This is a genomic window from Rhizobium sp. 32-5/1 (genome assembly GCF_029537235.1).
GTDB lineage: Bacteria > Pseudomonadota > Alphaproteobacteria > Rhizobiales > Rhizobiaceae > Pararhizobium.
Genome location: NZ_CP120638.1, coordinates 1,876,357 through 1,899,372 on the forward strand (window position 1 = coordinate 1,876,357; position 23,016 = coordinate 1,899,372).

At 60.5% G+C, this 23,016-nt stretch carries 20 protein-coding genes and 6 pseudogenes; 9 read left to right on the top strand and 17 right to left on the bottom strand.

Translation table 11 applies throughout. The features are described from left to right. The first annotated feature begins 121 nt into the window (after positions 1-121). The gene (locus P6U16_RS09650) at positions 122-577 is read left to right on the top strand and encodes an Lrp/AsnC family transcriptional regulator (RefSeq protein ID WP_277703553.1); all 456 of its coding nucleotides are present in this window, start codon (positions 122-124) and stop codon (positions 575-577) included. An 18-nt stretch (positions 578-595) separates the two neighbouring features. On the opposite strand, the gene P6U16_RS09655 is transcribed toward P6U16_RS09650, so the two are convergent. Both P6U16_RS09655 and P6U16_RS09660 read right to left on the bottom strand, forming a co-directional pair. After that, on the bottom strand, positions 596-1,657 hold the full coding sequence (locus P6U16_RS09655) for a succinylglutamate desuccinylase/aspartoacylase family protein (RefSeq protein ID WP_277703554.1): 1,062 nt from the start codon (positions 1,655-1,657) through the stop codon (positions 596-598). Positions 1,658-1,776: 119 nt separating this feature from the next. After that, positions 1,777-2,415, bottom strand: coding sequence for a 2'-5' RNA ligase family protein (locus P6U16_RS09660; protein WP_277703555.1), 639 nt, complete (start codon positions 2,413-2,415; stop codon positions 1,777-1,779). Positions 2,416-2,697: 282 nt separating this feature from the next. Here P6U16_RS09660 and P6U16_RS09665 point away from each other — a divergent pair. The 3 genes and pseudogenes from P6U16_RS09665 (at position 2,698) to P6U16_RS09675 (ending at position 5,143) form a co-directional block, all read left to right on the top strand. Beyond that, a pseudogene (locus P6U16_RS09665) lies at positions 2,698-3,263 on the top strand (methylated-DNA--[protein]-cysteine S-methyltransferase). Between the two features lie 246 nt (positions 3,264-3,509). Continuing rightward, complete coding sequence (locus P6U16_RS09670) at positions 3,510-4,739, top strand: PAS-domain containing protein (RefSeq protein WP_277703556.1); 1,230 nt, start codon at positions 3,510-3,512, stop codon at positions 4,737-4,739. 2 nt (positions 4,740-4,741) lie between these two features. Further along, positions 4,742-5,143, top strand: coding sequence for a response regulator (locus P6U16_RS09675; protein ID WP_277703557.1), 402 nt, complete (start codon positions 4,742-4,744; stop codon positions 5,141-5,143). A gap of 40 nt (positions 5,144-5,183) precedes the next feature. On the opposite strand, the gene P6U16_RS09680 is transcribed toward P6U16_RS09675, so the two are convergent. Next, on the bottom strand, positions 5,184-5,552 hold the full coding sequence (locus tag P6U16_RS09680) for a YciI family protein (RefSeq protein ID WP_277703558.1): 369 nt from the start codon (positions 5,550-5,552) through the stop codon (positions 5,184-5,186). 159 nt (positions 5,553-5,711) lie between these two features. Beyond that, the gene (guaA, locus tag P6U16_RS09685; RefSeq protein ID WP_277703559.1) at positions 5,712-7,274 is read right to left on the bottom strand and encodes a glutamine-hydrolyzing GMP synthase; all 1,563 of its coding nucleotides are present in this window, start codon (positions 7,272-7,274) and stop codon (positions 5,712-5,714) included. A 174-nt stretch (positions 7,275-7,448) separates the two neighbouring features. Here guaA and P6U16_RS09690 point away from each other — a divergent pair, with 174 nt between their 5' ends. Continuing rightward, complete coding sequence (locus tag P6U16_RS09690; RefSeq protein WP_277703560.1) at positions 7,449-7,751, top strand: BrnT family toxin; 303 nt, start codon at positions 7,449-7,451, stop codon at positions 7,749-7,751. Positions 7,752-7,800: 49 nt separating this feature from the next. Continuing rightward, positions 7,801-8,028, top strand: coding sequence for a BrnA antitoxin family protein (locus P6U16_RS09695; protein ID WP_277703803.1), 228 nt, complete (start codon positions 7,801-7,803; stop codon positions 8,026-8,028). On the opposite strand, the pseudogene P6U16_RS09700 reads toward P6U16_RS09695, so the two are convergent. From P6U16_RS09700 to P6U16_RS09720, 5 genes and pseudogenes are all read right to left on the bottom strand, one after another. Next, positions 8,020-8,666, bottom strand: a pseudogene (locus P6U16_RS09700) (5'-methylthioadenosine/S-adenosylhomocysteine nucleosidase). The gene P6U16_RS09695 and the pseudogene P6U16_RS09700 overlap by 9 nt on opposite strands. Beyond that, entirely contained in the window at positions 8,663-9,115 is a 453-nt protein-coding gene (locus tag P6U16_RS09705; RefSeq protein ID WP_277703561.1) for a PaaI family thioesterase, read from the bottom strand. Before P6U16_RS09705 ends, P6U16_RS09700 begins: the two are co-directional and overlap by 4 nt. A gap of 86 nt (positions 9,116-9,201) precedes the next feature. Further along, positions 9,202-9,653, bottom strand: a pseudogene (locus P6U16_RS09710) (TspO/MBR family protein). A 43-nt stretch (positions 9,654-9,696) separates the two neighbouring features. Then, positions 9,697-10,796 (bottom strand): annotated as a pseudogene (locus P6U16_RS09715) (DUF1513 domain-containing protein). An 83-nt stretch (positions 10,797-10,879) separates the two neighbouring features. Beyond that, positions 10,880-11,869, bottom strand: coding sequence for a magnesium transporter CorA family protein (locus tag P6U16_RS09720; RefSeq protein ID WP_277703562.1), 990 nt, complete (start codon positions 11,867-11,869; stop codon positions 10,880-10,882). Between P6U16_RS09720 and P6U16_RS09725 the strand changes: the two genes are divergently transcribed. Continuing rightward, positions 11,859-11,981: a hypothetical protein gene (locus tag P6U16_RS09725; RefSeq protein ID WP_277703563.1), complete on the top strand. Its 123-nt coding sequence runs from the start codon at positions 11,859-11,861 to the stop codon at positions 11,979-11,981. The genes P6U16_RS09720 and P6U16_RS09725 overlap by 11 nt on opposite strands. A 110-nt stretch (positions 11,982-12,091) precedes the next feature. On the opposite strand, the gene P6U16_RS09730 is transcribed toward P6U16_RS09725, so the two are convergent. The 3 genes from P6U16_RS09730 to P6U16_RS09740 are packed head-to-tail and all read right to left on the bottom strand — an operon-like array spanning position 12,092 to position 16,080. Continuing rightward, a complete protein-coding gene (locus tag P6U16_RS09730) occupies positions 12,092-13,216 on the bottom strand; it encodes an imelysin family protein (RefSeq protein WP_277703564.1) in 1,125 nt (374 codons plus the stop codon). Then, complete coding sequence (locus P6U16_RS09735; RefSeq protein ID WP_277703565.1) at positions 13,216-14,751, bottom strand: di-heme oxidoredictase family protein; 1,536 nt, start codon at positions 14,749-14,751, stop codon at positions 13,216-13,218. The genes P6U16_RS09730 and P6U16_RS09735 overlap by 1 nt, the downstream gene beginning before the upstream one ends. Before the next feature lie 48 nt (positions 14,752-14,799). Beyond that, positions 14,800-16,080, bottom strand: a complete 1,281-nt coding sequence (locus P6U16_RS09740) for an imelysin family protein (protein ID WP_277703566.1) — start codon at positions 16,078-16,080, stop codon at positions 14,800-14,802. A gap of 323 nt (positions 16,081-16,403) precedes the next feature. Here P6U16_RS09740 and P6U16_RS09745 point away from each other — a divergent pair, with 323 nt between their 5' ends. Next, complete coding sequence (locus tag P6U16_RS09745) at positions 16,404-16,907, top strand: HPP family protein (RefSeq protein WP_277703567.1); 504 nt, start codon at positions 16,404-16,406, stop codon at positions 16,905-16,907. Positions 16,908-16,924: 17 nt separating this feature from the next. On the opposite strand, the gene P6U16_RS09750 is transcribed toward P6U16_RS09745, so the two are convergent. The 5 genes and pseudogenes from P6U16_RS09750 to P6U16_RS09770 all read right to left on the bottom strand — a co-directional run bounded on the left by P6U16_RS09750 (position 16,925) and on the right by P6U16_RS09770 (position 21,992). Beyond that, positions 16,925-18,214 (bottom strand): RsmB/NOP family class I SAM-dependent RNA methyltransferase, encoded by a 1,290-nt coding sequence (locus P6U16_RS09750; protein ID WP_277703568.1) that lies wholly within the window; start codon positions 18,212-18,214, stop codon positions 16,925-16,927. Between the two features lie 161 nt (positions 18,215-18,375). Next, positions 18,376-18,705, bottom strand: a complete 330-nt coding sequence (locus tag P6U16_RS09755) for a septal ring lytic transglycosylase RlpA family protein (RefSeq protein WP_277703804.1) — start codon at positions 18,703-18,705, stop codon at positions 18,376-18,378. Positions 18,706-19,202: 497 nt separating this feature from the next. Beyond that, positions 19,203-20,075, bottom strand: a complete 873-nt coding sequence (locus P6U16_RS09760; protein ID WP_277703569.1) for an SDR family oxidoreductase — start codon at positions 20,073-20,075, stop codon at positions 19,203-19,205. Next, positions 20,075-21,234 (bottom strand): annotated as a pseudogene (gene queG, locus P6U16_RS09765) (tRNA epoxyqueuosine(34) reductase QueG). Before queG ends, P6U16_RS09760 begins: the two are co-directional and overlap by 1 nt. Positions 21,235-21,300: 66 nt before the next feature. Then, positions 21,301-21,992, bottom strand: a pseudogene (locus P6U16_RS09770) (glutathione S-transferase family protein). A 179-nt stretch (positions 21,993-22,171) separates the two neighbouring features. On the opposite strand from P6U16_RS09770, the gene P6U16_RS09775 reads away from it, so the two are divergent. Then, positions 22,172-22,978, top strand: a complete 807-nt coding sequence (locus P6U16_RS09775) for an undecaprenyl-diphosphate phosphatase (RefSeq protein WP_277703570.1) — start codon at positions 22,172-22,174, stop codon at positions 22,976-22,978. The last annotated feature ends 38 nt before the right edge of the window (positions 22,979-23,016 follow it).

A 23,016-nucleotide genomic window follows, 5' to 3' on the forward strand; every position in this document is an offset into this window, starting at 1 on the left:
CTGCATTATTTGCGCAATGGCGATATCTCGCTTTCACATTATTGCTCATTTTTGTGAAAATGTGCATATATTTGCGCTTGAACTACAGAACGAGGGAAAGCCGGTGGACGTGGAGAAAGACATGGCGCTGGACGCGACCGACCGGCGGATTATTCGCCTGCTGATTGAGGACGCGTCGCGCAGCAACAACGAGCTGGCCGAGAAGGTGGGGCTGTCGCCGGCGCCCCTGTCGCGACGGCTGGCAAGGCTTTATGCAAGCGGCATCATCCGCCAGACCGTGATCGTCGATCCAAAGGCCGCTGGGCTCGGTTTCCAGGCTTTCCTCGAGGTGACGCTGGAACGCACGGTGACCAAGGTCGCCCAGCGGTTCATCGATCAGGTCAGCCGCATGCCTGAGGTGGTCGAGTGTCACACGGTGGCCGGCGATTTTGATTTCCTCCTGAAGATCGCCGTGCGCGATGTCAGCGATTACAAGCGGCTGCTCTGGGTCGAGTTCGACAGGATCGCCGAGATCAAGACGCTGCGCTCGACTATTTTGCTGGACAGCCCGAAGTTCGAGGCCGGCACGCTGCCGTGACCGGCAACGGATACCTGATCAATCCTCCAGCGTCCCCGGCTTGCGGTTCGCCCCGGTCTTTTCGCTGCAGAGGATCTTCATCAGATCGGCACGGCGACGGGCAAACCGCGTCGAAACCCGCGTGACGATCAGCCCCGCCTGCGGCGCGCGGACCTCGACCACGCCATTCTCCATGCCGGGATGGGTGATGATCGTCGCCAGGAGATCGCCCTCCAGCACCCGATCCCCCAAGCTCCTGTGGAACAGCACGGCGCCGGACTGCGGCGCCCGGATCATCTCGATATTGTCGAGCGGCAGTGCATCACCTTCGAACGCGCCGACCTCCCTTGCATCGCCCGACACGACGCCACGACTGACAAGGAAATTCCAAAGGCCGTCGGCATCGGCTGCGGCCAACTCCGGATAGACGTCGCGCGTCCCGCGCAATTCCAGCGTCACCGCCAGATGACCCGGCAGATGCGTCTTGCGCTCGCCCTCGACGGCATGTTTCCAGGCATGGCCGACAGCCTCCTCGAAGGCGGAGCTTTGCCCGTCGGACAGGAAGACGGCAGCCATGTCGAGCGCTGCTGCCAGATCCGCAGCCTCGGGCCAGAAAGCATCGTCAATATAGGCATATTGCAGGGATTCATCATCGCAATGCAGGTCGAGCACCAGATCGGCACCCAGCGCCATGTGCAGCAGCTGGCGTTTCAATTGCCCGACCGCCGGATAGCGATCGAGATCGTCCATCAGTGTGTCGTGGTCGCGCATCGAAATCAGCGGAAAATCGCGGTTGAAATTGGTGCGCGAGCCGAGATCGAAGCGGCCCTGCATGTCGCCGAAATGTGATTGCGCGGCACCAATCGGATTGGCATGCGGCACGATGGTGATATCACCGCGGATCGCCCCATCGGCATCGGCCTTGCGCAGGCGCTCGCAGAGAAAATGCAGCAAGGCGGTGCCCGGCAGTTCACCGGCATGCAGCGCCGCCTGCAGATAGACCTTCGGCGCCTTCGGATCGCTGCCCTGGAAGCGGACGACCGGCAGCCGCCATTCGATGCCGGGCGTATCGCCAGGAAGGATGATGTCCGAAATATCCATGGGATCCGCCTGTATTCGTGGCCTGTATTCGTGCCCGGCGCTTATGCGGCTTCACCCCTAAGGATGCAATATGTCAAAAATCCCGACGCCAAGTGGGGAGACCGTGGCGAAACGCGCCCTTATCCCAGCAGCGGCCAGCGCCCCAGATATTCATATTCGCTTCGCCCGACAAGGCTGTGGATCAGGACGAATTCGCGCACTGTCCAGCGGACCGGTTCCGCCAGTTCGCGCTCTGCAACCGTGGCCTCGTCATAGAGCAGCGTCATATGCGGCTTGAAGCGCGGATTGTAGGAAAAGATCAGGCCGGCGCTCCACATTTCCTTGGCCAGCTGCACATGCAGGTCCATCATTTCCTCGCTGCGAACAGCACTCGTCAGAACCAGTGGTCGCGAATAGCCCGTGGCAAAGCTCATGATCCTGTCGAAGCTCACCTCGAACGGCATGGCGCGCACGGCCGACATCGCCTCGCTCACCGTAAACACCACATCGTCAGGCAGATGGGTATAGGCGCCGACGGCATTCAACGACACGTGCATCAGCTGATGCGGACGCAGATGGCGCGAGAGACCGTATTCGACGGCCGCATGACGGCCGATTTCCACCGCCTGAAGCGCCGTATCCCGCTCGGGCACAATGGCCAGGAACAGGTTGCTCCTGACGGTTTCGTCAAACTTTTTCGACCGCAATCCCGCAGCATCGCCAAAGGCAAACGACTGCTGGTGTGCACGCACGACCTCATTCCCGGCTTTTCCAAGCATGGCAGACCTCATCTCTTTCTGGATGGCACCAGTATAGCCGACTCGGATTTTTGATCAAGAACAAAAAGGGAACAATGTGAATTTATTCCCACAAACCGCGGCGTTTTTCGGCACGAGAATTGTACAATGTCGCTGCAACTATGCAGGAATCGGGTGGCATCGACAGCCGATTTGAGAGAGGATCGGACATGCTTCATGGTCGCAGGACAATCGTATTCCGGTGAGCTCTAAAAGGTGGCGGCGACGAAGAACACCTGACAGCCAAGGAAAGGATCAGGATCCATGGCCCCGACAACGACCCATCGTTACCACGTCTTTGAAACCGCCCATGGCTATTGCGCCATCGCCTGGAATGATGTCGGCGTGATCCGCTTCCAGTTGCCGGCACGCACCGCCGAAACAACGGAGCGCAGCCTCATGCGCCGTGTTCCAGGCGTAAAAGCCGCGCCGCCGACGGCGCTGATCAAAGAAATTATCGATGCCGTGCAGCGCTATTTCCGCGGCGAAACGATCGATTTTTCAGCACTGACGCTCGATCTTGCGGACCAGGATGAATTTTTCCAGCGCATTTATGCCGCCCTGCGTCGCGTCGGCTGGGGCGAGACGACCACCTATGGCACGCTGGCAAAGGCGGTCGGCGCCGGCCCGGAAGCCGCCCGTGATGTTGGCCAGGCCATGGCAAAAAACCCCATCCCCCTGATCATCCCTTGTCACCGCGTTCTCGCCGCCGGCGGCAAGGTCGGCGGCTTTTCCGCCCCGGGCGGAGCAACCGCCAAGGTGCATATGCTGGAACTGGAGGGGTGCGCTTGAAGCCGCCGGAACCAACCCAGCAATCGCTTGGGTTCTAGAGTCGTTGACTGATCGTGCCGATTTCGCGGTGGCGCTGACCCGGAGATCTGTCATTGGTCAAACCGTGACTTGCCGAAATTCCGTAAAACGCCCACAAACACAACGTCCGGGTGCATCCCCAGAAATGCTATTGCATCTTAACAGGCCGGTAACCGGCTCTCCCTATATCGTAGGTGCAAAGTCGCTGCCCTGCAGCGATACGTTGTGCGGGAAACAGGAGTGGTTCCGTGTCGGGTGGCAGCAGCATGAAGAGCAGATTGGTGCGCCAGGACGATGCTCATGCCCTATTGCAGGCAACGATCGACAATTTTCCTGGTGGAATATGCGTTCTGGATGCAGATCTGGTGATGCTTGTCACCAATCGCAGGTTCTATAACCTTCTGGATCTGTCGGAAGCAATGTTTCCGGCAGGGTCGAACATCGAGGATGTCTTTCGCTACAACGCCCGCAGAGGCGAGTACGGCCCCGGCGATCCCGAGGAGAAAGTGTACGAGCGCGTCAGCCATATCCGTCGCTTCGAGGAACATTGCTTCGACCGGGAGGTCGGCACCGGGCTGGTTCTCGAAATGCGATCGGCTCCAAAACCGGGCGGCGGCAGCATCCTGACCTATCTCGACGTGACCATGAAGCGACGGGCGGAGCAGGATATTCTCCGGCACAAGGAAACGCTCGAGAACCTGGTGTCCCAACGAACAGCGGAGATCGAACGGCAGGCGGAGGAACTGCAGCGCCTGCTCGACCAGGAGCGGCACATCAACGAGCTGCAACGACAATTCGTGACGATGACCTCCCATGAGTTCAGGACGCCGCTTGCGATCATCGATGGCGCAGCGCAACGGCTGCAACGGCGCAAGGATCATCTGACGAGCGATTTCGCCGAGGAAAAGGCGGGCCTGATCCGCAGCGCCGTCTCTCGGATGGTTGACCTGATGGAAAGCTTTCTGTCCGCGGGACGGATCGAACATGGCCACATGATCTATGAATTCCGGCCGTGCTCCCTGCGCGAGATCGTCGAGCGATGCGTGCTGCGGCAGAAGTCGATCGGCGGCTTCCATCGTTTCCATGTGGAACTAAATGATCTCCCTGCAATTGTCGTCGTTGACACCGCCGCCATCGAACAGGTCTTCACGAACCTCATTTCGAATGCGGTCAAATATGCCCCGACGTCACCGGATATCTTTATCCGGGGATATGTGGAAAACGGCGCCGCCTGCGTCGCTGTTCGGGACAGCGGCGTCGGGATCGATGCCGAGGATCTGCCAAAAATGTTCCAGCGCTATTTCAGAGCCAGAAGCGCAACGGGGATTGCCGGAACGGGGATCGGCCTGAACCTGGTCAAGCAGATCGTCGAGGAACATCAGGGGCATATCAAGCTCGAAAGCCGGAAAAACGAAGGCAGCACGTTCACCGTCGTTCTTCCGGTCAACACCACAATGCCCAAGGCCGCGGGATGCGACCAGGCGAAAGTAGGGTAGTCATGATCACCATTCTTTGCGTCGAAGACGAAGACGACATCCGCAGTCTCCTGATCGAGGAGATAAGGGACGCCGGCTTCAATACACTGGAGGCGACCAACGGTCGCCAGGCGCTGGATATCATCGTCAGCAAATGGCCGGACATCGTCGTCTGCGACATCACCATGCCGGAGCTCGACGGACACCAGCTGTTTGCCGAAATCCAGATCAACCACGAGCAGCTCGCCAACATACCGTTCATCTTCCTGACAGCGCTGAGCGACAAGGAAAACATGATCACCGCACTGAAAGCCGGTGCCGCCGACTATCTGACCAAGCCGGTCGATTTCGACCTGCTACTGGCAAAGATTCAAGGCTGTGTCGCGCGGCTGGAAAGCGACAAACGGACCGGTCGGGCATTCTAATCTCAACGGCAGCCGCGCCGGTCATCGCCTGTCGCAGATTTCACCCTAGATCAGCCATCTCATACAAGGGCCGGATTTCGATCTCGCTCGGCCCCGGCATGGGATTGGGGCAGCGCTTTACCCAGGCGACGGCCTCGTCCATATCCTTGACCTCCCAGAGCCAGAAGCCGGCGACAAGCTCGCGAGCGTGCTGAAAGGGGCCATCGATAACCGTGCGGCCGGGACCATCGAACCCGACACGTTTTCCCTGCGAGGAGGGTTTCAAACCTTCGGCCATGAGCAGGATACCGGCCTCGCGCAGATCATCATTGAACCTGCCCATCGCCGCCATCATCTCGTTCGTCCACGGCGTCGGGAAATATCCCTTCTCGCTGTCTTCGGTCGCCTTCACGAACACCATCACGCGCATCGTCTGTCTCCCTGGTTGAGCCGGCTGCATCGCTCCGGCATTGGAACGACGAACGGAGCTTTCGGAAACCGACACCCTGACGCGTTTTTTCGGCAGCTGCGGCAGAGCGGTCAGACCCGGACGCTTCCAGCCTCCCGATCCGTTGTCGCCGAGGCTACCTCATTCCCATTCGATCGTGCCCGGCGGCTTGCTGGTGACGTCGTAGACGACGCGGTTGATGCCGCGGACTTCGTTGATGATGCGGGTGGCGGCGCGACCGAGGAATTCCATATCGTAGTGATAGAAATCGGCGGTCATGCCATCGACGGAGGTCACGGCGCGCAGCGCGCAGACGAATTCATAGGTGCGGCCATCGCCCATGACACCGACGGTCTGGACGGGGAGCAGGACGGCGAAAGCCTGCCAGATCGCATCGTAGAGGCCGGCCTTGCGGATCTCGTCGAGATAGACGGCATCGGCCTCGCGCAGGATTTCGAGCTTTTCGCGGGTGATGCCGCCCGGGCAGCGGATGGCAAGGCCCGGCCCCGGGAAGGGATGGCGGCCGATAAAGCTGTCTGGCAGGCCCAGCTCCTTGCCGAGCACGCGAACCTCGTCCTTGAACAGTTCGCGCAGCGGCTCGACCAGCTGCATGTTCATGCGATCAGGCAGGCCGCCGACATTGTGGTGCGACTTGATCGTGACGGAGGGGCCGCCGGAAAAGGAAACGCTCTCGATCACGTCCGGATAGAGCGTGCCCTGCGCCAGGAAGTCCGCGCCGCCGAGTTTCTTGGCTTCTGCCTCGAAGACGTCGATGAACAGGCGACCGATGGTCTTGCGCTTGGTTTCGGGATCGCTCTCGCCTTCCAGCGCATTGATGAACATGTCGGATGCGTCGACATGCACGAGATGCAGGTTGTAGTGCTCCTTGAACATGGCGACGACATCCGCCGCCTCGTTCTTGCGCATCAGGCCGTGGTCGACGAGGATGCAGGTCAGCTGGTCGCCGATCGCCTCATGGATCAGCAGCGCGGCAACGGACGAGTCGACGCCGCCCGAAAGGCCGCAGATGACGCGTTTGTCGCCCACCTGCTTACGGATCGCGGCAACCGCATGTTCGCGGTAGGCCGCCATCGTCCAGTCGCCTTTCAAGCCGGCAATCTTGTGCACGAAATTCGCAAGCAGCTTGGCGCCATCAGGCGTATGCACGACTTCCGGATGGAACTGCACAGCGTAATATTTCTTCGCCTCATTGGCGATGCAGGCAAACGGCGCGTTGGCGGAGGTCGCGACGACCTCGAAGCCTTCAGGGATCGCCGTGACGCGGTCGCCGTGGCTCATCCAGACCTGATGGCGCGAGCCGACGGGCCAGACGCCTTCGTAAAGCGTGCATTCCTTGTCGATCTCGATGAAGGCACGGCCGAACTCCCGGTGGTGGCCGGCCTCAACCTTGCCGCCCAGCTGTTCGCAGATCGTCTGCTGGCCATAGCAGATGCCGAGAACCGGAAGGCCGCTGTCGAAAACGATCTGCGGCGCGCGGGGCGAGCCGATGTCGAGCGTCGAGGCCGGGCTGCCGGACAGGATGATCGCCTTCGGCTTCAGGCGATGGAACCCCTCCTCCGCGGACTGGAACGGCACGATTTCGCAATAAATGCCGGTTTCGCGGACGCGTCTTGCGATCAGCTGCGTGACCTGGCTGCCGAAATCGATGATGAGAACGGTATCGGGATGGACTGTCTCGGTCATGAAACGCTTCCGCTGGCTGGGATAATAAATCGGGGGATCATGGCGAGCCTTTAATGAAAGCGACCCTCAAGAGCAATGATTGAATTGCACCCGGACAATTTTGGGCCCTGACATGTTATTTTTGTGCATACAAAAATAGCTGTGTTATACTGGTGCGCACGATCTGGAGGTACGATGTCCAGAACCTTGAGCAGTCTGAATATCGGATACGATCCGGTCAAGCATGAACGCAATACCCTTCAACGCAATATCCCGTTTTCGATGGTCTCTGCCTTCGAATTCGACAGCGCCCTGATTGTCGTCGATGACAGGCAAGACTACGGCGAAATTCGCGAGGCCGCCATCGGGTTCATCGGCGAACGTGTTCATGTCCTGATTTTCACAATCCGCGCTGAAACCCTATGGGTGATTTCATTGCGCAAGGCCAACAAAAGGGAGATACGACGCTATGTCGACTATCTTGAAGAAAACGACTGAACCGTTTTCAAAGACCCCTCTGGAGCGGGCGCGTCTTGCGTTGGCAACAATGACGGATGCGCAGGATGAGGCGATAACCGCCGACGCCTTAACCGATCCCGACAATCCACCGGCCGACGCACTCCTGGCCAGGCGGGGGCGCCCGGTTTCCGACAATCCGAAAGGGCGCGTCACCATTCGACTGGACAATGACGTGCTTTCGCATTTTCGCGCGCAAGGGCCGGGATGGCAGACGCGGGTGAACGAGGCGCTGCGCAAGGCTGCCGGACTAGACTGACCTCAGATCGAGATCGCCGGACAAAATCGCCGTCTCCAGCGCATCGATCACATCCGCCAGCTTCTCGTCGATGACATGCAGATATTCCGTCCAGTCGGCCACATGCTTCAGCTCCGCCTTGCCGTCGGAAATGCCGCGCAGGCCGATCAGGGGCACGCCGAAGGACTGGCAGGCGCGCAGCAGCGCAAACGTCTCCATTTCGACCATGTCGGCCGAAATAGTATCGTATGTTGCGCCGGACACTATGTTGGCGCCCGTTGACAGGCTGGCGGTCTTCACACCGGGAATGCGTAGCGGCAAATCGACGACAACGGGCATATCCAGAAACGGCGTCGCCCCTTCTCGAAGCCGAGCGGCGAGGCATCCATGTCGCGATAGGCAACCGAAATCGCCTGGTAGACTTCCGTCTGTTCGAGTTTTGCCGAGCCGGCGGAGCCGAGCGACACCACGAGATCCGGCAGGCTGCCCCGCGCCTGCAGTTCACCAAGCGTCCGCGTCAGTGTCACGGCAGCCTCCACCGGGCCGACGCCGGTCATCAGCGGCGAGATGCGCTGGCGCAGGTGCACGCCATATTCGGCATCGACCGCCATGACGTAGAGCAGCTTGCGGCCCGCAACGTCCTTCAGTTCGTAAATCATCCTTCTATTCCCTCGCGTCCGCGGATTACCATCATCGTTCCGGTCATCGAGGCGATCAGCTTGGCCGGTCCGTCGGCTGAAATCGCATAGCCGCGGCCATCCGACACGATGATCGTCGTGCCGGGCTTGGTGACCTCGCCGCGAAACAGGAATCGCTCGCCGCGACCGGGCGACATGAGATTGACCTTGAACTCGATGGTCAGGATCGAAGCGTCAGGATCGATCACCGAATAGGCGGCATAGGTGCCGGCGGCATCGAGAGCCGCTGAAATGATACCAGCATGCAGGAAACCATGCTGCTGGGTCAGCTTTTCGTCGAAGGGCAGCTCGATCTCGACCGTTCCCTGCTCGACCCGCGTCAGCTCAGCGCCGATCGTGCGCATGGCCGCCTGCCGGGCGAAACTCTTGGCGATACGGTTGCGGAAATCCGCCGGGTGCCAGTCTTCCATCTGCCTCTACGATTGCCTTGTTGACCTGCCGCGCGATGGCACGGAACGGGTGGCAAGATTGGCATGCCCCCGGACAGGGAACAAGCTCAATTCATGAGGAAAATCGAAGCGTTGAGCAGGGAGGCGAAGGCCACCCAGGCCGCGTAGGGCACGAACAGCAGGCTCGAGAGATGATCCCGGCCCCGGCTGGCAATGATGAAACCGGTCACGGCAACCAGAAGGGCGATGATCACCGCCAGCGCCATGCCGACATGCTGCATTCAAAAAACAGCGGCGACCAGAGAAAATTGAGAAGCATCTGCACCACCCAGAACCGCATCGAAGGCGTCTGTCGGTGATCCAGGAACGTGCGTGCACCGGCAATACCGATCATCACATAGAGGATCGACCAGACCGGCGCGAAAATCCAGTTCGGCGGATTGAAGGACGGTTTGGCAAGCGACTGATACCATTCGCCGGGAATATTGTTGATGCCGATCAAAAGACCGGTGCCGAGAACGGCGGCGATGAAGAGGACATGGACGAGGATGCGGTTCATGGACCGGCCATATAGAGCGGCGGCCGAAGCTTTCCAGAGCCGGTCAGCCCAGCCGGACAATATGCTGGTCCCAGGCGACGGCGCTCTCCGTTTTGCCGAGCCGTCCATCATAGGACGAGGCGACGAAACCATGATCGGCGGCGGCGATACCGGCGGCATCGGCAAGCCTTTCGGTGTTCAGGACCCGTCCACTGCGGGCATCAATGGTCACCGAGGTACCGCCTTTGGGGGACGTCAGGCCGATCAGACCGTCGTGGCGGTTGACGGCGATTGCACCGACATAATTGGCGAGCGCCAGCGTCGTTTCCTCGGGCAGTGACAGGAAGCGGATATCTTCGCCGCGCGAGAAGCAGCCGGCCAGTGGCGGCAGGTCGTTGCGCGGGCCCTCGTACTGGCAGGCGAACCAGATCTTGCCGTCCGCATCGATATCCACATGCCGAGTCGACAACTGGCGGAGATGATCCGGCATGCCGTGCCGTTCGAGCAGCGCGCCGGTCGCGGTATCGACCAGCACCAGCGAAGGCTCCATGTGATCGAGGTTGAGCTTGGTGCGACCGAAATCCGGATTGGTCTCGATGCCGCCATTTGCGATGGCCAGCATCCGGCCATCGGCCGACAGCGTCATGTCGTGCGGGCCGATGCCATAGGAGGAAATTCGCCGACCCTCGAAAACCCGTCAGTGCCGTCATAGACGCCGATCATGCCGCGGTTTCCGGCAAAATCGTTTTCCGTCGCATAGAGCAGGCGACCATCGGCGGAAAAACAGCCATGCCCGTAGAAATGACGGCCTTCGATTGAGGTGATGACGATCGGCTCGACGCTGCGATCGGGCGCAAAGATCATCGCATAGGTTCCGGGCCGGCGGGCAAAGGCGACGGCGCGGTTGGTCGCAGGCGAATAGGTCATGCCATGGGCGCGGGCCGGAAGCGGCACCCGCTCGATAATGCCACCCTCCTCGCTCAAAGTCGCAACGCCATAGGATCCATCCGGCGCCATGAAGGCGGACGCGTAGACGGCAGCGGTTTTCTGCAGGGCGAAGGCAGCATCCAACATAAGCGTTGCCGCCCAGGCCGCGCCGGCCATTTTCAGGAAATGGCGCCTGTCGGTGAGGGTACCGCTTTTGGATATGTTGAGATCAGCCATGACAGGTCCGTCAGCGTGGATGGGGCGTTGCCCGATGCTTCAGTGGCGCAGCCGCACCACCGAAGCATGGTGGAATTTCGAGTTCAGAGCCAGCCCCGTCGCTTGAAATAGAGGTAGGGCAGAACGGCTGACAACACCATCATGAACAAGGCCACGGGATAGCCGAACTGGAACTTCAGTTCCGGCATGGCATCAAAATTCATTCCGTAGATCGAAGCGACCAGCGTCGGCGGCAGGAACACCACCGATGCCACCGAGAAGATCTTGATGATCTGGTTCTGCTCCAGATTGATCAGGCCGAGCGTGGCATCGAGCAGGAAGTTGATCTTGTTCGACAGGAACAGCGCATGATCGCCGAGCGACGTCGCATCGCGCTGGATCAGCTTGACCCGCTGCCGGCTTTCCTTGATCACCTTGCGTGCACCGATACCGTCACGCGCCGAATGATAGGCCACCAGCCGCCCGACGCTGACCAGGCTTTCGCGAACGATGGTCAGCAGATCACCTTTCTGGCCGATCTGCTCGATCAGCGACTGCAGGTCCCGGGTCTTTTTCGTGGCACTCGAATTGCTCTTTCGGAAGACTTCGCGCGAGATTCCGTCAATCTCGCTCCCCGCACGCTCCAGCGCATCGGCAGTCCGGTCGATCATCGCTTCCAGAAGACCCAGCATGGCCAGTTCGCCGGTCTCGCAGGATGCGCCGTTCAGCCGCTGCATGCGGGCGGTATAGGTCTGGAACGGCTTCGGATCGGCGTGGCGCACGGTCACCAGGGTCGTTCCCTTGAGAATGAAGGTGATGGGAACCTTGACCGGATAGTCGCTTTCGAGTTCGGTCGCCGCCGTCATCGTCATGAACTCCGCGCCATCCTCCTGATAGAGGCGGTCGGAAAGCTCGATCTCCTGCATTTCGTCGCGGGTCGGGATCTGGATTCCGAGCCGGTTCTCGACGCTGCGCGTCTCGTCCTGCGAGGCGTTATACAGGTCGAACCAGACGACGGGATTGCCTTCGACCATGTCCGCGGCGGTATCGATCGGCACAAGCTGGTTGTTCTGGCTTTTGAAAATGCGCAGCATAAAAGGCTCCAATCTGGCAAGTCTGTCGACCGCCAGCAGCCTCTTCTACAAGGACGCGACGGTCGGAAAAATCGAAGCGCTACTTCGACTGTCGGGGTTCATGATCCGTTGATCCTTGTTGAGCGTGTTCGCCTAGGGAACACGTCGTGTCTCTGCGCTTGCAGTGGTATTTTGTCAATCCTATTCAGGTGCTTGCCTGCCTGACGGTCAGCCCTGCGGCGTTCAGTCGCCGTCGGCGAAGGAGAAGCCCGCGCCAAGACCGATGGCGCCGCCAAAATCCCTGTTGACGCGATCAAGGAGGTCCTGCGTGTTCAGCGCCATGAAGTCGAGTTTGCCGCGCTCTTCGTCATCGGCAAGGGCCTCATCGATCGGCAGGTCGATCTTGTCGGCGGCACCGATGACCGACTTGAAGACGAAATTCACAGACCCGGCGACGGACCGACTGTCTTCCGGCAGCAGCGATTCCATGTCGGAAACGCTGAACAGCGTCTGCATCGCCTTCAGATTGGTAGAGATCGACGGCATGGTATTGCCGGAGCGCCAATAGATGGCGAGTTTCGGATGGCCCGGATCAGCCTTGCCGTTGACGATGCCGGCATAGAACGGCCGCAGCCGCTGATCCTTCACCGTTTCGATGCCATGCACGAGAATACCGAGCAGACCGGTCGCAGCCTCGTTGGCTGTGCGGAAAACCGGATTGTTCGCGCCCGGCCTTTTCCAGGCCGCCTGGATGCCGTCGGGCTTTTCCCATTCGGCGCTGAGTTCGGAAGCGACCTCCGCGAGATTGTCGGCAATTGCCGCACCGTAACCGCAACGGAAGCCGTTCTTCTCGGCCTCCAGCACCTCAGAGCCGGTGCCGTAGAGAACAAATTCCAGCGCACCGAGCCCCTGCACGGCGACGCTCTTGCCCTTGATCGTATCGACCGATGTCGCGGTCTCGTCCTGCTTTGCCAGGATGGCTTGGACCTGTTTCAGGCCGGTGCTCTTGCGGTCGGGATAAAACAGGAAGCGCTCGAACCGGTTGCCCTCGATCACCGGGCCGACACGGATGATCTCAATGTTCGACCATTGATGAACGACGCCGTCGAACGCCATTTGGACCTTACCCAGCCCATCCTTGGACGGATTTTCGCAAAAGGAATGGGTTGCCTTTGAAAGCGACTGCGTCGCCTCCAGCAGTTGGCGGTAGCCGGGCCGGATGAAATCATCGACGGCCTTTTCCATGACGGCGGGAAGGGCCTTTTCGTTGAGAACGCGCGGCGAAAGGGCAGCCCCTTCCTGTGCGACGGCGGGGCAGGCACTGAGGGCAATCGCAAGGCTGAGAAACGGGACGGCGCAGATACGCATCAAAGGGACTCCAGAAATGTGATAAGAGCTTGCCTGTCTTCCTTCGACAGGGTGGCAAAGCCGGCGCGGGCCTTTTCCGCCTCGCCGCCATGCCAGAGAATGGCTTCCGCCAAGTTGCGGGCGCGGCCATCATGCAGGAAGAAGGTGTGTCCGCTGACCGTCCTCGTCAAACCGATGCCCCAGAGCGGCGGCGTGCGCCACTCGCGCCCCGAGGCGTCGCCGACTGGCTGCCCGTCGGCCAGCCCCTCGCCCATGTCGTGCAGGAGAAAATCCGAATAGGGCCAGATCAGCTGAAAGGACTGCGCCTTGTTGGCGGCATCGCGGCGGGTAACGAATTTCGGCGTGTGGCAGCTGATGCAGCCGGTTTCATAGAACAGCTTCTTGCCGACCAGCGTCTCGGGAAAACTCGCCTTGCGTCGGGCCGGCACGGCCAGGTTTTCGGAATAGAAGGTCACCAGATCGAGCACCGGCGCCGGGGCCTCGCTGTTGCCCAGGCGGGCCTGCACACCATCGGGCAAGGACAGGCAGGCCGTCTGCGCCGCGGTGCAATCGCCATGGCTGCGGTCACTGTCCGGGGTCGAGATACCGATATCGCCGGCAAAGGCCTCGGCGCTCTGTTGGCGCACGCTCAAGCTCTGGGCCTTCCAGCCGAACCGGCCCAGCACCAGCGCGCCGGTCTTCGGGTCACGCACGCGCGCAGCCTTGCCGCTGATACCGTCGCCGTTTTCGTCATCTGGATCGGCATGGCGGAGAATATCGTCGGGATGGATGGCTTCGATCAGGCCAAGGCCGGACATGGCCTGCGTCACCCGCGGCGAAAGCGTCGTCGAGGCATCGAGCGGACCATAACCGAGGCCCGTCACCGAATAGCGCGGCCGGCGCAGCGATACGGTCTCGCCGTCCGCCAGAACCACCGGTTCCTCGGTATAGTCGATGCGCATGTGTCCCTCGGCCGGCAGTCCGGGCACGGCACTGTCCTGCAATTGCGTGCCATAGACCGGATCGGGGAAATTCAGAACCACGTGCGTCGCCAATGCCTGGCGTTCGGCGTCCGTCTGCGGCGTGCGGGCGAGGCGCAGGAACATCGACGTCGTGTCCGACGCACCCTCGGGCGGATGGCCGCGGCCGTCCTTCAGGTGACAGGTCTGGCAGGCCCGCGCATTGTAGAGCGGGCCGAGGCCGTCAGATGCCTGCGTCGAGGAAGGAGAAGACACCCAGAGCTTGCGGAACAGCGCATTGCCGAGCTTGAAGGTCTCTTCCTCAGCAAAGCTGATATTGGTAGCGAACTGTGAGAAACTGTCTGCATTGACGGACGCGATCGACGTACCGGCACCGCCCGACATCGCCTCGAATTTTTCAGCCTTGCTGAAATCCGTGGTCGGACGCGTGACGGCCTCGATACGGCGACGATCCTTTTCGGAAAGATCGCTGCGCTCGCCGGCGCTGGCGGCTGCGAAAACAAAAACGCCGCCCGCAGCCAGACACAGTGCGGCTGCAAACGGCAGGATCCGGCGCGGGGCGGCGCATGCATTCATTCAGAAGAACCGGGCCGTCGCATCAGCAAGCGGCCCGCCTTTGCTTTCTCATTGGAAGACGGCGTTAGGATTATCCAGGCTGTCGGAACCTTCAAGCTCGATCGCTCCCAGATCCAGCGACGCAATGACGCGCTCGACGGTTTTTGCCTGGGCGATCAGCCCGTCGATGGCGGCCTGAACGACGGCATTGCCTTCCGCATTGCCCTCACCGATCATCTGGTCGTATTTTTCGACGGTCTCGCCGCGCTTGGCCATGGCCTGCATCGCAGCCACGGTCGTTGCCAGCTTTTCCTTCATTTCCTTGTCGAGCGCCGGATCCTTGGCCGCGACGAGTTCGGAAAGCGACGGGCCGGTCAGCTTGGTGCCATCGACCTTGGTGTATTCGCCCGTGTAGGCCGCCTGGATACCGATCGCGTCATGAAGATGCGAGTTGTAGGTATTATCAGAGAAGCAGTCGTGCTCTTCTTCCGGGTCATGCAGCAGGAGGCCGAGCTTCATGCGCTCGCCGGCCAGTTCACCATAGGACAAGGAGCCCATGCCGGTCAGGATGGCGACGAGGCCTGCCTTCGGATCGGCTTCGACGTTCTTGGTGGCGGCACCGTCCGCCGTCCAGTTGGCGACCATGTCCGTAAGGTCGGAGACCAGCAGGGTCGTCGCAGCCTTCAGATAGGCGGCACGACGATCGCAATTGCCGTTGGTGCAGGCTTTGGTGTCGAAATCGGTAAACGCGCGATTGCCTGCGCCCGGACCGTTGCCGTTCAGATCCTGGCCCCAGAGCAGGAATTCGATGGCGTGATAGCCGGTCGCGACGTTGGCCTCGATCCCACCCGCTTCCTGCAGCGTGCTGGACAGGAACTCCGGCGTGATGTTGGTGGCGTCCACATCCTTGCCGTCGATCTTGATCGTCTTGTTGGCGATGACGTTTGCGGTGAACAGCGCATTCTCGTCGCTCTCGGTGCCGTAGCTCGGATCGACATAGTCGATCAAACCTTCATCGAGCGGCCAGGCATTGACCTTGCCTTCCCATTCATCAACGATCGGGTTGCCGAAACGATAGACTTCGGTTTCCTGGTACGGATTGCGGGCTGCAAGCCAGGCTTCGCGGGCCGCCTTCAGCGTCGCCTCGCTCGGCGTGGCGATCAGCGCATCGACGGCCTTGTCGAGCGCCTGAGCTGTGGACAAAGCATCCTGGAACTTCGCGAGACCAACGTCCGCATAATGCTTGACGACGGCGCCGGCATCGGTGGCCGCCAGCGCCGGCTGCAATGCGAGCGTCGATGTTGCCGTGACCAGCGCCAGCATGGCGCTGCGAATGAATGATGTTTTCATGACCTCTCCTGATGATCCCGACCGAGTGGTTTCGGCTCCCCGCCGCCCTGATCCGCCTCGGGCCATGCGCGATCGGTCGCGCGCGGCCGGTAGACCCGGACTTTTTAGAAGGCGCGATTTTCATGAACCAAAACCAAACTGGTGTCAAAGAGTATAGTTTAGAATGCTTTCAATATGGAGAGCGACATGTCTCGCCGATCTGAAAGCAGTAGCACGCAGCCGCGTCGTATCGACCACGCAACAAGATTTAGCCTATTTATGAGGCGTTTACTGATCAAAATTTAAGCTGTATGACGTCGAAATCATCACATTGCAGGTTTTGCATGCGGCACCATCTCAAACACTACATCCGGCGGCACGAACCGCAGGGTGAATTTCATCACCATTTGAAGTCCGGGATCGGCGCGATTACTGCGATGATCGCAGTCGGCCTCCTGGCCATCTATACCGGGTTGCCGCTGTTGATTGCTCCCTTTGGCGCCAGTGCCGTCCTGCTGTTCGGGCAACCGAAGAGCCCTCTGTCGCAGCCCGCCAACGTCGTCGGCGGTTACCTGCTGGCGGCCGTCATCGGCAGCATCGCCGCCCATTTCTTTCCCGGTCTCTGGCTTGCGGGCGCGATCGGCGTCGGCCTTTCCATCGGGCTGATGCTGTTTCTGAGGATCACGCATCCACCGGCAGGCGCTGTTCCGATCGTCGCCGTCGCCTCGCATTTCGATGCGCCGGTCCTGTTCGAGGTCGCGGTGCTGGGCAGCGTGCTGCTGGTGGCGATCGCCGTGCTGCACCACCTCATCCCGCCGCGCCAGCAATATCCGCTGCGGGTCGATTGATCAGCCTCGTTGGCTGATCAAATCTTGCGATCCATCTGGCAGAAGAAGAAGCCGTCCGTATCCGTCGATGCGGGTGTCAGGGTCAGCGTCTTTCCGTCGGAGGAACGCGGCTTGCGCCCGCTTGAGCCGAACAGGGTCTCCCAGGACGCGGTTGCAGACACGATCCGGAAGTCCGGATTGGCCTCGCAGAAGGCCTGAACCTGCGTCTCGTTTTCCTCCGGCAGCACCGAACAGGTGACGTAGACGAGGCGACCGCCCGGACGGACGTAGCGGGACGCTTCCGATAGCGCTTCCTGCTGCTGCGACTGCCGCTCCTCGATGTTCTTCTGGTTCAGCCGCCATTTTGTATCCGGACGGCGGCGCCATGTGCCCGTGCCCGTGCAGGGCGCATCGACCAGCACCCGGTCAAAACGGCCGACGAGGACGTCCAGCGTCTGCTTGTTGTCGTGCACCTGAACATTGCGGGTCCCTGCCCGCTTCAGGCGTTCGATGATCGGTGCCAGCCGCTTGCGGTCGGTGTCAAAGGCATGAACCTGCCCCTTGTTGTGCATGGCCGCCGACATGGCGAGCGTCTTGCCCCCGCCACCGGCGCAGTAGTCGAGGACCTGCTCGCCGTCCTGCGGCAGGACCAGATCGGCCACGATCTGCGAGCCTTCGTCCTGAACCTCGAACCAGCCTTTCTGAAAGGAAAGTTCTGCCGTCACGTTCGGCAGGCGCGAAGCGCCTTCGCCGGCGGGCACGCGGATGCCCTGGCGGGCGACGACGGTCGGTTCGACGCCGGAGCGCTCCAGTGCCTTCAGGACCTTCTCGCGGGTGGATTTCAGTGTGTTCGTCCGCAGGTCGAGCGCCGGGCGTCCGGCAAGCGCCTGGGCTTCGACAAGCCAGCTCTCACCAAAGCTGCTCTCGAAGGAAGCCTGCAGCCATTCGGCAATATCGCCCTGAACATGGAGCGGCGCCTCTTCGAGCGTCCGGCTTGCGAAAGCGGCGATGATGGCATCCGCCAGGGGCTCGGGCGCAAACTTGTCGCCGTCGAGGTCCGCGGCCAGGGCCTCCGGTGTCACGCCCCATTGCCGGAAGAGTACGGCATGCCCAAGCGCCGAGGGGCTGTCGCTGTCCATCAAGAAGGCATGTGAAAGCTTCATGCGCAAGGCGTCGTAGACGATGTTGCCGATCGCGGCGCGGTCGCCTGATCCTGCAAATCGGTGGGCAAGCCCCCAATCCTTGAGTGCGTCTGCGACCGGACGCTTGCGCGTCTCAATATCAGCGAGAACCTCAATGGCTCCTGCGAGCCTGCCACCCAAACGCATCTTGTATCCACTCCATTTTCCGTCGTGGTAACGGTCATGGCCGTCAAGAGCAAGTCGGCAGGCCTTATTCATTGCAATCGTGATGTCGCGCAGGCCAGGCTGTGCTTGGCTTTAACGTCGCTGGAGGAGCGAAATTTTGCTCCTACCCAGAAGACAAACGATCAGCTAATGACGCGGTAGCAGACGCTGGCGGTTCCCGAGCGGATCATACCGATATGGGAAGCGGCACCTTTTGACAGATCGATGACCCGGCCACGGATGAAGGGACCGCGATCGTTGATGCGGACGACGACGCTCTTGCCGTTGCGCTTGTTGGTGACCTGGACCTTCGTGCCGAATTTCAGATGCCGATGGGCTGCCGTCAAAAGAGACGCATTCATGCGTTCGCCAGAAGCCGTGCGCGACGACAGGGCATACCAGGATGCGCCGCCGCAACCATTTCCTGCCGCATGACCATCTGCCGTGGATGTGAGAATTGCCCCGAATGCCAGAAATGCTGCGACAGCAGCTGTCGATATCACGTTCGTCAAACAGATGACCCCTTGGTTGGAAAGTTAGCGTGCTCTTGCGATGCGCTGCGTCTCCGGGCCAAAAATGGCGAAAAAGTGCTTCAACCTTTAAGCTTCCGTTAGGAATCCCCTTAAAGCTGCTGAATTTAAAATTATCGATTTTTAAATCTTCATTTTTAATTCTGTGAATCCTCTTTGGATTCAATCGTCACTCCGCGATTGATCATGCTTTCCGCTTCCACAGGAGCTTCTCTATACTAATTTATTCAATTTTTGAATTTGATGGATCAAGGTGATTTTATCAGGCTAAAATTTCGCACATTACCGTCATAGTTGCATACAATTCACGCAGTAAAGACGCTTAGACTATCGGCGAAAGGCGAAAATCGCCCCATATGATCCATGTTTTCGGCAATACTTAACGCGCTTCTTCCACCTTTGTTCCCCGATGCTTTCCAAGCATATTCGCTCTACATATGTCATCCTCGCCAATTTCCGGACTGCCATAATTGACCTAGCGAAATACGATAGTCGGGAAAACGAAAGGCGAAGCCGAGGTCCCTGATCTTGCGGTTCGAGACCCGCTTGTTCTCCCCGTAAAAAGACCTGGCCATCGGCGAAAGCTCCGCCGTTTCGAAGGCGATTTCCGGCGGCGGGTCGATGCCCATCAGCCGGGCGGCTTCCGCGACAACGTCCTGCGGCGGCGCCGGCTCATGGTCGGTGATGTTGTAGATGCCGCCAAGATTGCGCTCGGCCAGAAAGAGCGTCGCGGCGGCGATGTCCTCGACGCGGATGCGGTTGAAGACCTGGTTTGGCTTGACCAGACGCCGCGCCGTTCCCTCGGCCAGATTGCATAGACCGTTGCGGCCGGGGCCGTAGATGCCGGAGAGCCGCAGAACCGAAACTGGTATGTCGCTGTCACGGCCAAAGGCAAGCCAGGCCTCCTCAGCCTCGACCCGCTCGACCGAGCGGACGGAGACCGGCTTGCAGGGCGTATCCTCATCGACCCAGGCGCCGCCATGATCGCCATAGACCCCGACGGTCGAGAGATAGGCCACCCATTGCAGTTTCGGCATGAGCGCGCGCAGGGGCAAGGCATTCGGCCGCATCAACGGATCGCCATCGCGACCGGGCGCAATCGACTGGACCAGATGGGTGGCCCGCGCCATGACAGAGGCCAGTTCCGGGGAAATCTCGCTGCCGTCGAAGATTACCGCTTCAAGCCCGCTGTCACGCAGCGCCTTTGTTTTCTCCGGCGACCGTGTCGTGCCTGTGACCGTTTCCGCCAAAGGCAGGAACTCCTGGCCGATTGCTTTGCCGGAATATCCGGCTCCAAGGATCAACACCTGCATCACACCGCTCCTGCACTTTTCCATTCGGCGAGCACGTCGCCGTCCGTCTCTTCGTTTCGTCTTGCCGCATATTCACGAAAGGCACCAGCCGGCATCAGCCGCGACAGCGCCCAGACGGCCATGCCACGCACGATAGGCGATGGATCGTCACAGAGATCGACGCACGACGGAATAAATGACGGGTCCGCGGAATTGCCGACCGCGATCAGGACGTTGCGCACGAAACGGTCGCGGCCGATGCGCTTGACCGGTGAGCCCGAAAAAGCGTCCGGAACGCCGCATCATCCAGCGTCAGCAGGAAGGACAGCGACGGCGCCTTGAGGTCGTCGCGCGCCCGCAGCTTCATTTCCGAGGCTTCCTGCGCAAACTTGTTCCATGGACAGGCGGCGAGACAGTCGTCGCAGCCATAGATCCGGTTGCCGATCAGCGGCCGCAGAGCGACGTCGATCGGCCCCTTATGCTCGATGGTGAGATAGGAAATGCAGCGCCGCGCATCGATCTTGTAGGGTGCCGGAAAGGCATCCGTCGGACAGGCATCGAGACAGGCGCGGCACGAGCCGCAGTGATCGACCTCGGGCTCGTCAACCAGCAGGTCTGCCGTGGTAAACAGACTGCCGAGAAACAGCCAGGAGCCAAAGGTCCGGCTGACGAGGTTGGTGTGTTTGCCCTGCCAGCCAAGACCCGCCTGCTCGGCCAGCGGCTTTTCCATCACCGGCGCGGTATCGACGAAGACCTTCACGTCTTCGCCCGCGCGCGCGGCAAAGCGCGTCGCCACCTCTTTCAGCTTGCCCTTGATCACATCGTGATAGTCGCGGTTCTGGGCGTAGACCGAGATCGCGCCGCGATCGGCTTGCTCCAGCACGCCGCGCGGATCGTCCGCAGGCGCATAGTTCATGCCGAACAGGACGATGGAGCGAACATCGCCCCAGAGAACACGCGGATCGGCGCGCCGCGCTGCCGTTTCCGCCAGCCAGTCCATCGTGCCGTGGTAGTTTCGGTCCAGAAAATCAGCGAGCCGGGCCGGTGCCTGCGGTATCGAGCCCGGCAGTGTCACCCGGCAGGTGTCGAACCCCTTGTCCGCAGCCTCGGCCTTCAGGAACTGCGTCAGCGTTCTGCGCCGTTTGTCCCGGCTGGCCGTCGAGGGTGCATCGCCAGACACGGCGCCCTCCTACCGCTGGAGCATGATGTTGACCGAAAACCGTGCGACACTTTTCGGCCTCATGCTCTAAAAGTCCAGGTCGGCGTAATGGGAGGCCGGCGTGACGCCGCGCACGCGCTCGGCGAGCAGCGGACGGAAGGACGGGCGCGACTTCAAACGCTGGTACCAGTCCTTGGCCGCGGGCGCTTCCTGCCAGTCAATTTCACCGAGATAATCGAGCACGGAAATGGCAGCCGCCGCGGCCAGATCGGCATAGGACAGGCGGTCGCCGGCCAGATAGGTGCGTGAACCGGCAAGCCAGGACAGGTATTTCATATGCTGGCGGATATTGGCGCGCGAGGTGCGCAGAGCCTTGGAGTCGGGGCACCACCGCCCTGGTCGGGCGTCATCTGCAGCTTGAAGATCCGTTCGCGGACCAACGGCCGCGTCACGTCGGCCTCCATCTTCTGCAGGAACCACTCGGCCAGGCGCCGGATTTCGGCACGCTGGAATGGGTCCTCGGCCAGAAGTCGGCGGTCCCGCTTCATGATGCCGCTGGTCTCGTCGAGATATTCCGAGATCACGGTTGCGCCACAGAGCGCCCGCATGCTGTCATCGACATAGACGGGAAGCGTTCCGGCCGGATTGAGTGCCAGAAAATCCCGCCTTTTTTCCCAGGGCTGCTCTTCGGCCAATTCCGTCTGATAGCCGTATTCTGACAGGATCAGCCGGATAAAGCGGGACGCGGTAGACATGGGATGATGATAAAGTGTCGGCATGGCTGCTGGCTTTGACTATTGGATTTTTAAGGAAACGGTCTGTCGCGGCGGATTGATCTGGCCACGGCTCATCTTGAAAAGCTATAGGAATTTGCTGCCGTAAACACAAGCGAATCAGCTCCCATGCCCTTCCCGAAGGTCCGTATGCTAACCCCCAAAGCTTCAGGGATATTTAATTCATGGCCGATCAATCGATCATCAGCGCACTCATTCTTGGGCTCATAGAGGGTCTCACGGAATTCATTCCGGTCTCATCGACCGCCCATGTCCTGCTGGCCGGGCACTTTCTCGGCTTCAAGTCACCGGGCAACACATTTGCCGTCCTTATCCAGCTCGGCGCGATCCTCGCCATCCTGCTGGTCTATTTCCAAAGGCTGCTGTCGATCGTACTCGCTCTGCCGTCCAGCCCGAAAGCACGGGGTTTCGTGCTGTCGGTCCTCATCGCCTTCCTGCCAGCGGCGATCATCGGCGCCATTGCCCATGATTTCATCAAGGCCGTGCTGTTCGAGACGCCGATGCTGATCTGCATCGTGCTGATTGTCGGCGGCATCATTCTCTACGCCATCGACCGCATGCCGCTGCAGCCAAAATACAAGGATGTGATGGATTATCCGCCGTCGCTGGCCTTGAAGATCGGCCTTTGCCAGTGCCTGGCGATGATTCCGGGAACCTCCCGTTCAGGGGCCACCATTGCCGGTGCGCTGCTGATGGGCACAGACAAGCGTTCGGCGGCCGAATTCTCGTTCTTCCTGGCCATGCCGACCATGCTCGGCGCCTTCACCCTCGATCTTTACAAGAACCGCGATGCCCTGAGCTTCGACGATGTGACGGTGATCGCCATCGGCTTTATCGCCGCCTTCGTCTCCGCCCTTCTCGTCGTCCGCTCGCTTCTGAACTTCGTCTCCAACCGCGGCTTTGCGCCCTTCGCGATCTGGCGCATCCTGGTCGGCACCGCCGGGCTCATCGGCCTCTGGCTGGTTGGCTGAAGCGCAAAATAAAACCGCACGCACTTATTTAAAAGCGC

Excerpts from the sequence above, each read along its gene's own strand:
- P6U16_RS09650 (WP_277703553.1), top strand. The coding sequence starts at position 122 with ATGGCGCTGGACGCGACCGACCGGCGGATTATTCGCCTGCTGATTGAG.
- P6U16_RS09655 (WP_277703554.1), bottom strand. The coding sequence starts at position 1,657 with ATGGATATTTCGGACATCATCCTTCCTGGCGATACGCCCGGCATCGAA.
- P6U16_RS09660 (WP_277703555.1), bottom strand. The coding sequence starts at position 2,415 with ATGCTTGGAAAAGCCGGGAATGAGGTCGTGCGTGCACACCAGCAGTCG.
- P6U16_RS09670 (WP_277703556.1), top strand. The coding sequence starts at position 3,510 with ATGAAGAGCAGATTGGTGCGCCAGGACGATGCTCATGCCCTATTGCAG.
- P6U16_RS09675 (WP_277703557.1), top strand. The coding sequence starts at position 4,742 with ATGATCACCATTCTTTGCGTCGAAGACGAAGACGACATCCGCAGTCTC.
- P6U16_RS09680 (WP_277703558.1), bottom strand. The coding sequence starts at position 5,552 with ATGCGCGTGATGGTGTTCGTGAAGGCGACCGAAGACAGCGAGAAGGGA.
- guaA (WP_277703559.1), bottom strand. The coding sequence starts at position 7,274 with ATGACCGAGACAGTCCATCCCGATACCGTTCTCATCATCGATTTCGGC.
- P6U16_RS09690 (WP_277703560.1), top strand. The coding sequence starts at position 7,449 with ATGTCCAGAACCTTGAGCAGTCTGAATATCGGATACGATCCGGTCAAG.
- P6U16_RS09695 (WP_277703803.1), top strand. The coding sequence starts at position 7,801 with ATGACGGATGCGCAGGATGAGGCGATAACCGCCGACGCCTTAACCGAT.
- P6U16_RS09705 (WP_277703561.1), bottom strand. The coding sequence starts at position 9,115 with ATGGAAGACTGGCACCCGGCGGATTTCCGCAACCGTATCGCCAAGAGT.
- P6U16_RS09725 (WP_277703563.1), top strand. The coding sequence starts at position 11,859 with ATGCGCAGCATAAAAGGCTCCAATCTGGCAAGTCTGTCGACCGCCAGC.
- P6U16_RS09720 (WP_277703562.1), bottom strand. The coding sequence starts at position 11,869 with ATGCTGCGCATTTTCAAAAGCCAGAACAACCAGCTTGTGCCGATCGAT.
- P6U16_RS09730 (WP_277703564.1), bottom strand. The coding sequence starts at position 13,216 with ATGCGTATCTGCGCCGTCCCGTTTCTCAGCCTTGCGATTGCCCTCAGT.
- P6U16_RS09735 (WP_277703565.1), bottom strand. The coding sequence starts at position 14,751 with ATGAATGCATGCGCCGCCCCGCGCCGGATCCTGCCGTTTGCAGCCGCA.
- P6U16_RS09740 (WP_277703566.1), bottom strand. The coding sequence starts at position 16,080 with ATGAAAACATCATTCATTCGCAGCGCCATGCTGGCGCTGGTCACGGCA.
- P6U16_RS09745 (WP_277703567.1), top strand. The coding sequence starts at position 16,404 with ATGCGGCACCATCTCAAACACTACATCCGGCGGCACGAACCGCAGGGT.
- P6U16_RS09750 (WP_277703568.1), bottom strand. The coding sequence starts at position 18,214 with ATGCGTTTGGGTGGCAGGCTCGCAGGAGCCATTGAGGTTCTCGCTGAT.
- P6U16_RS09760 (WP_277703569.1), bottom strand. The coding sequence starts at position 20,075 with ATGCAGGTGTTGATCCTTGGAGCCGGATATTCCGGCAAAGCAATCGGC.
- P6U16_RS09775 (WP_277703570.1), top strand. The coding sequence starts at position 22,172 with ATGGCCGATCAATCGATCATCAGCGCACTCATTCTTGGGCTCATAGAG.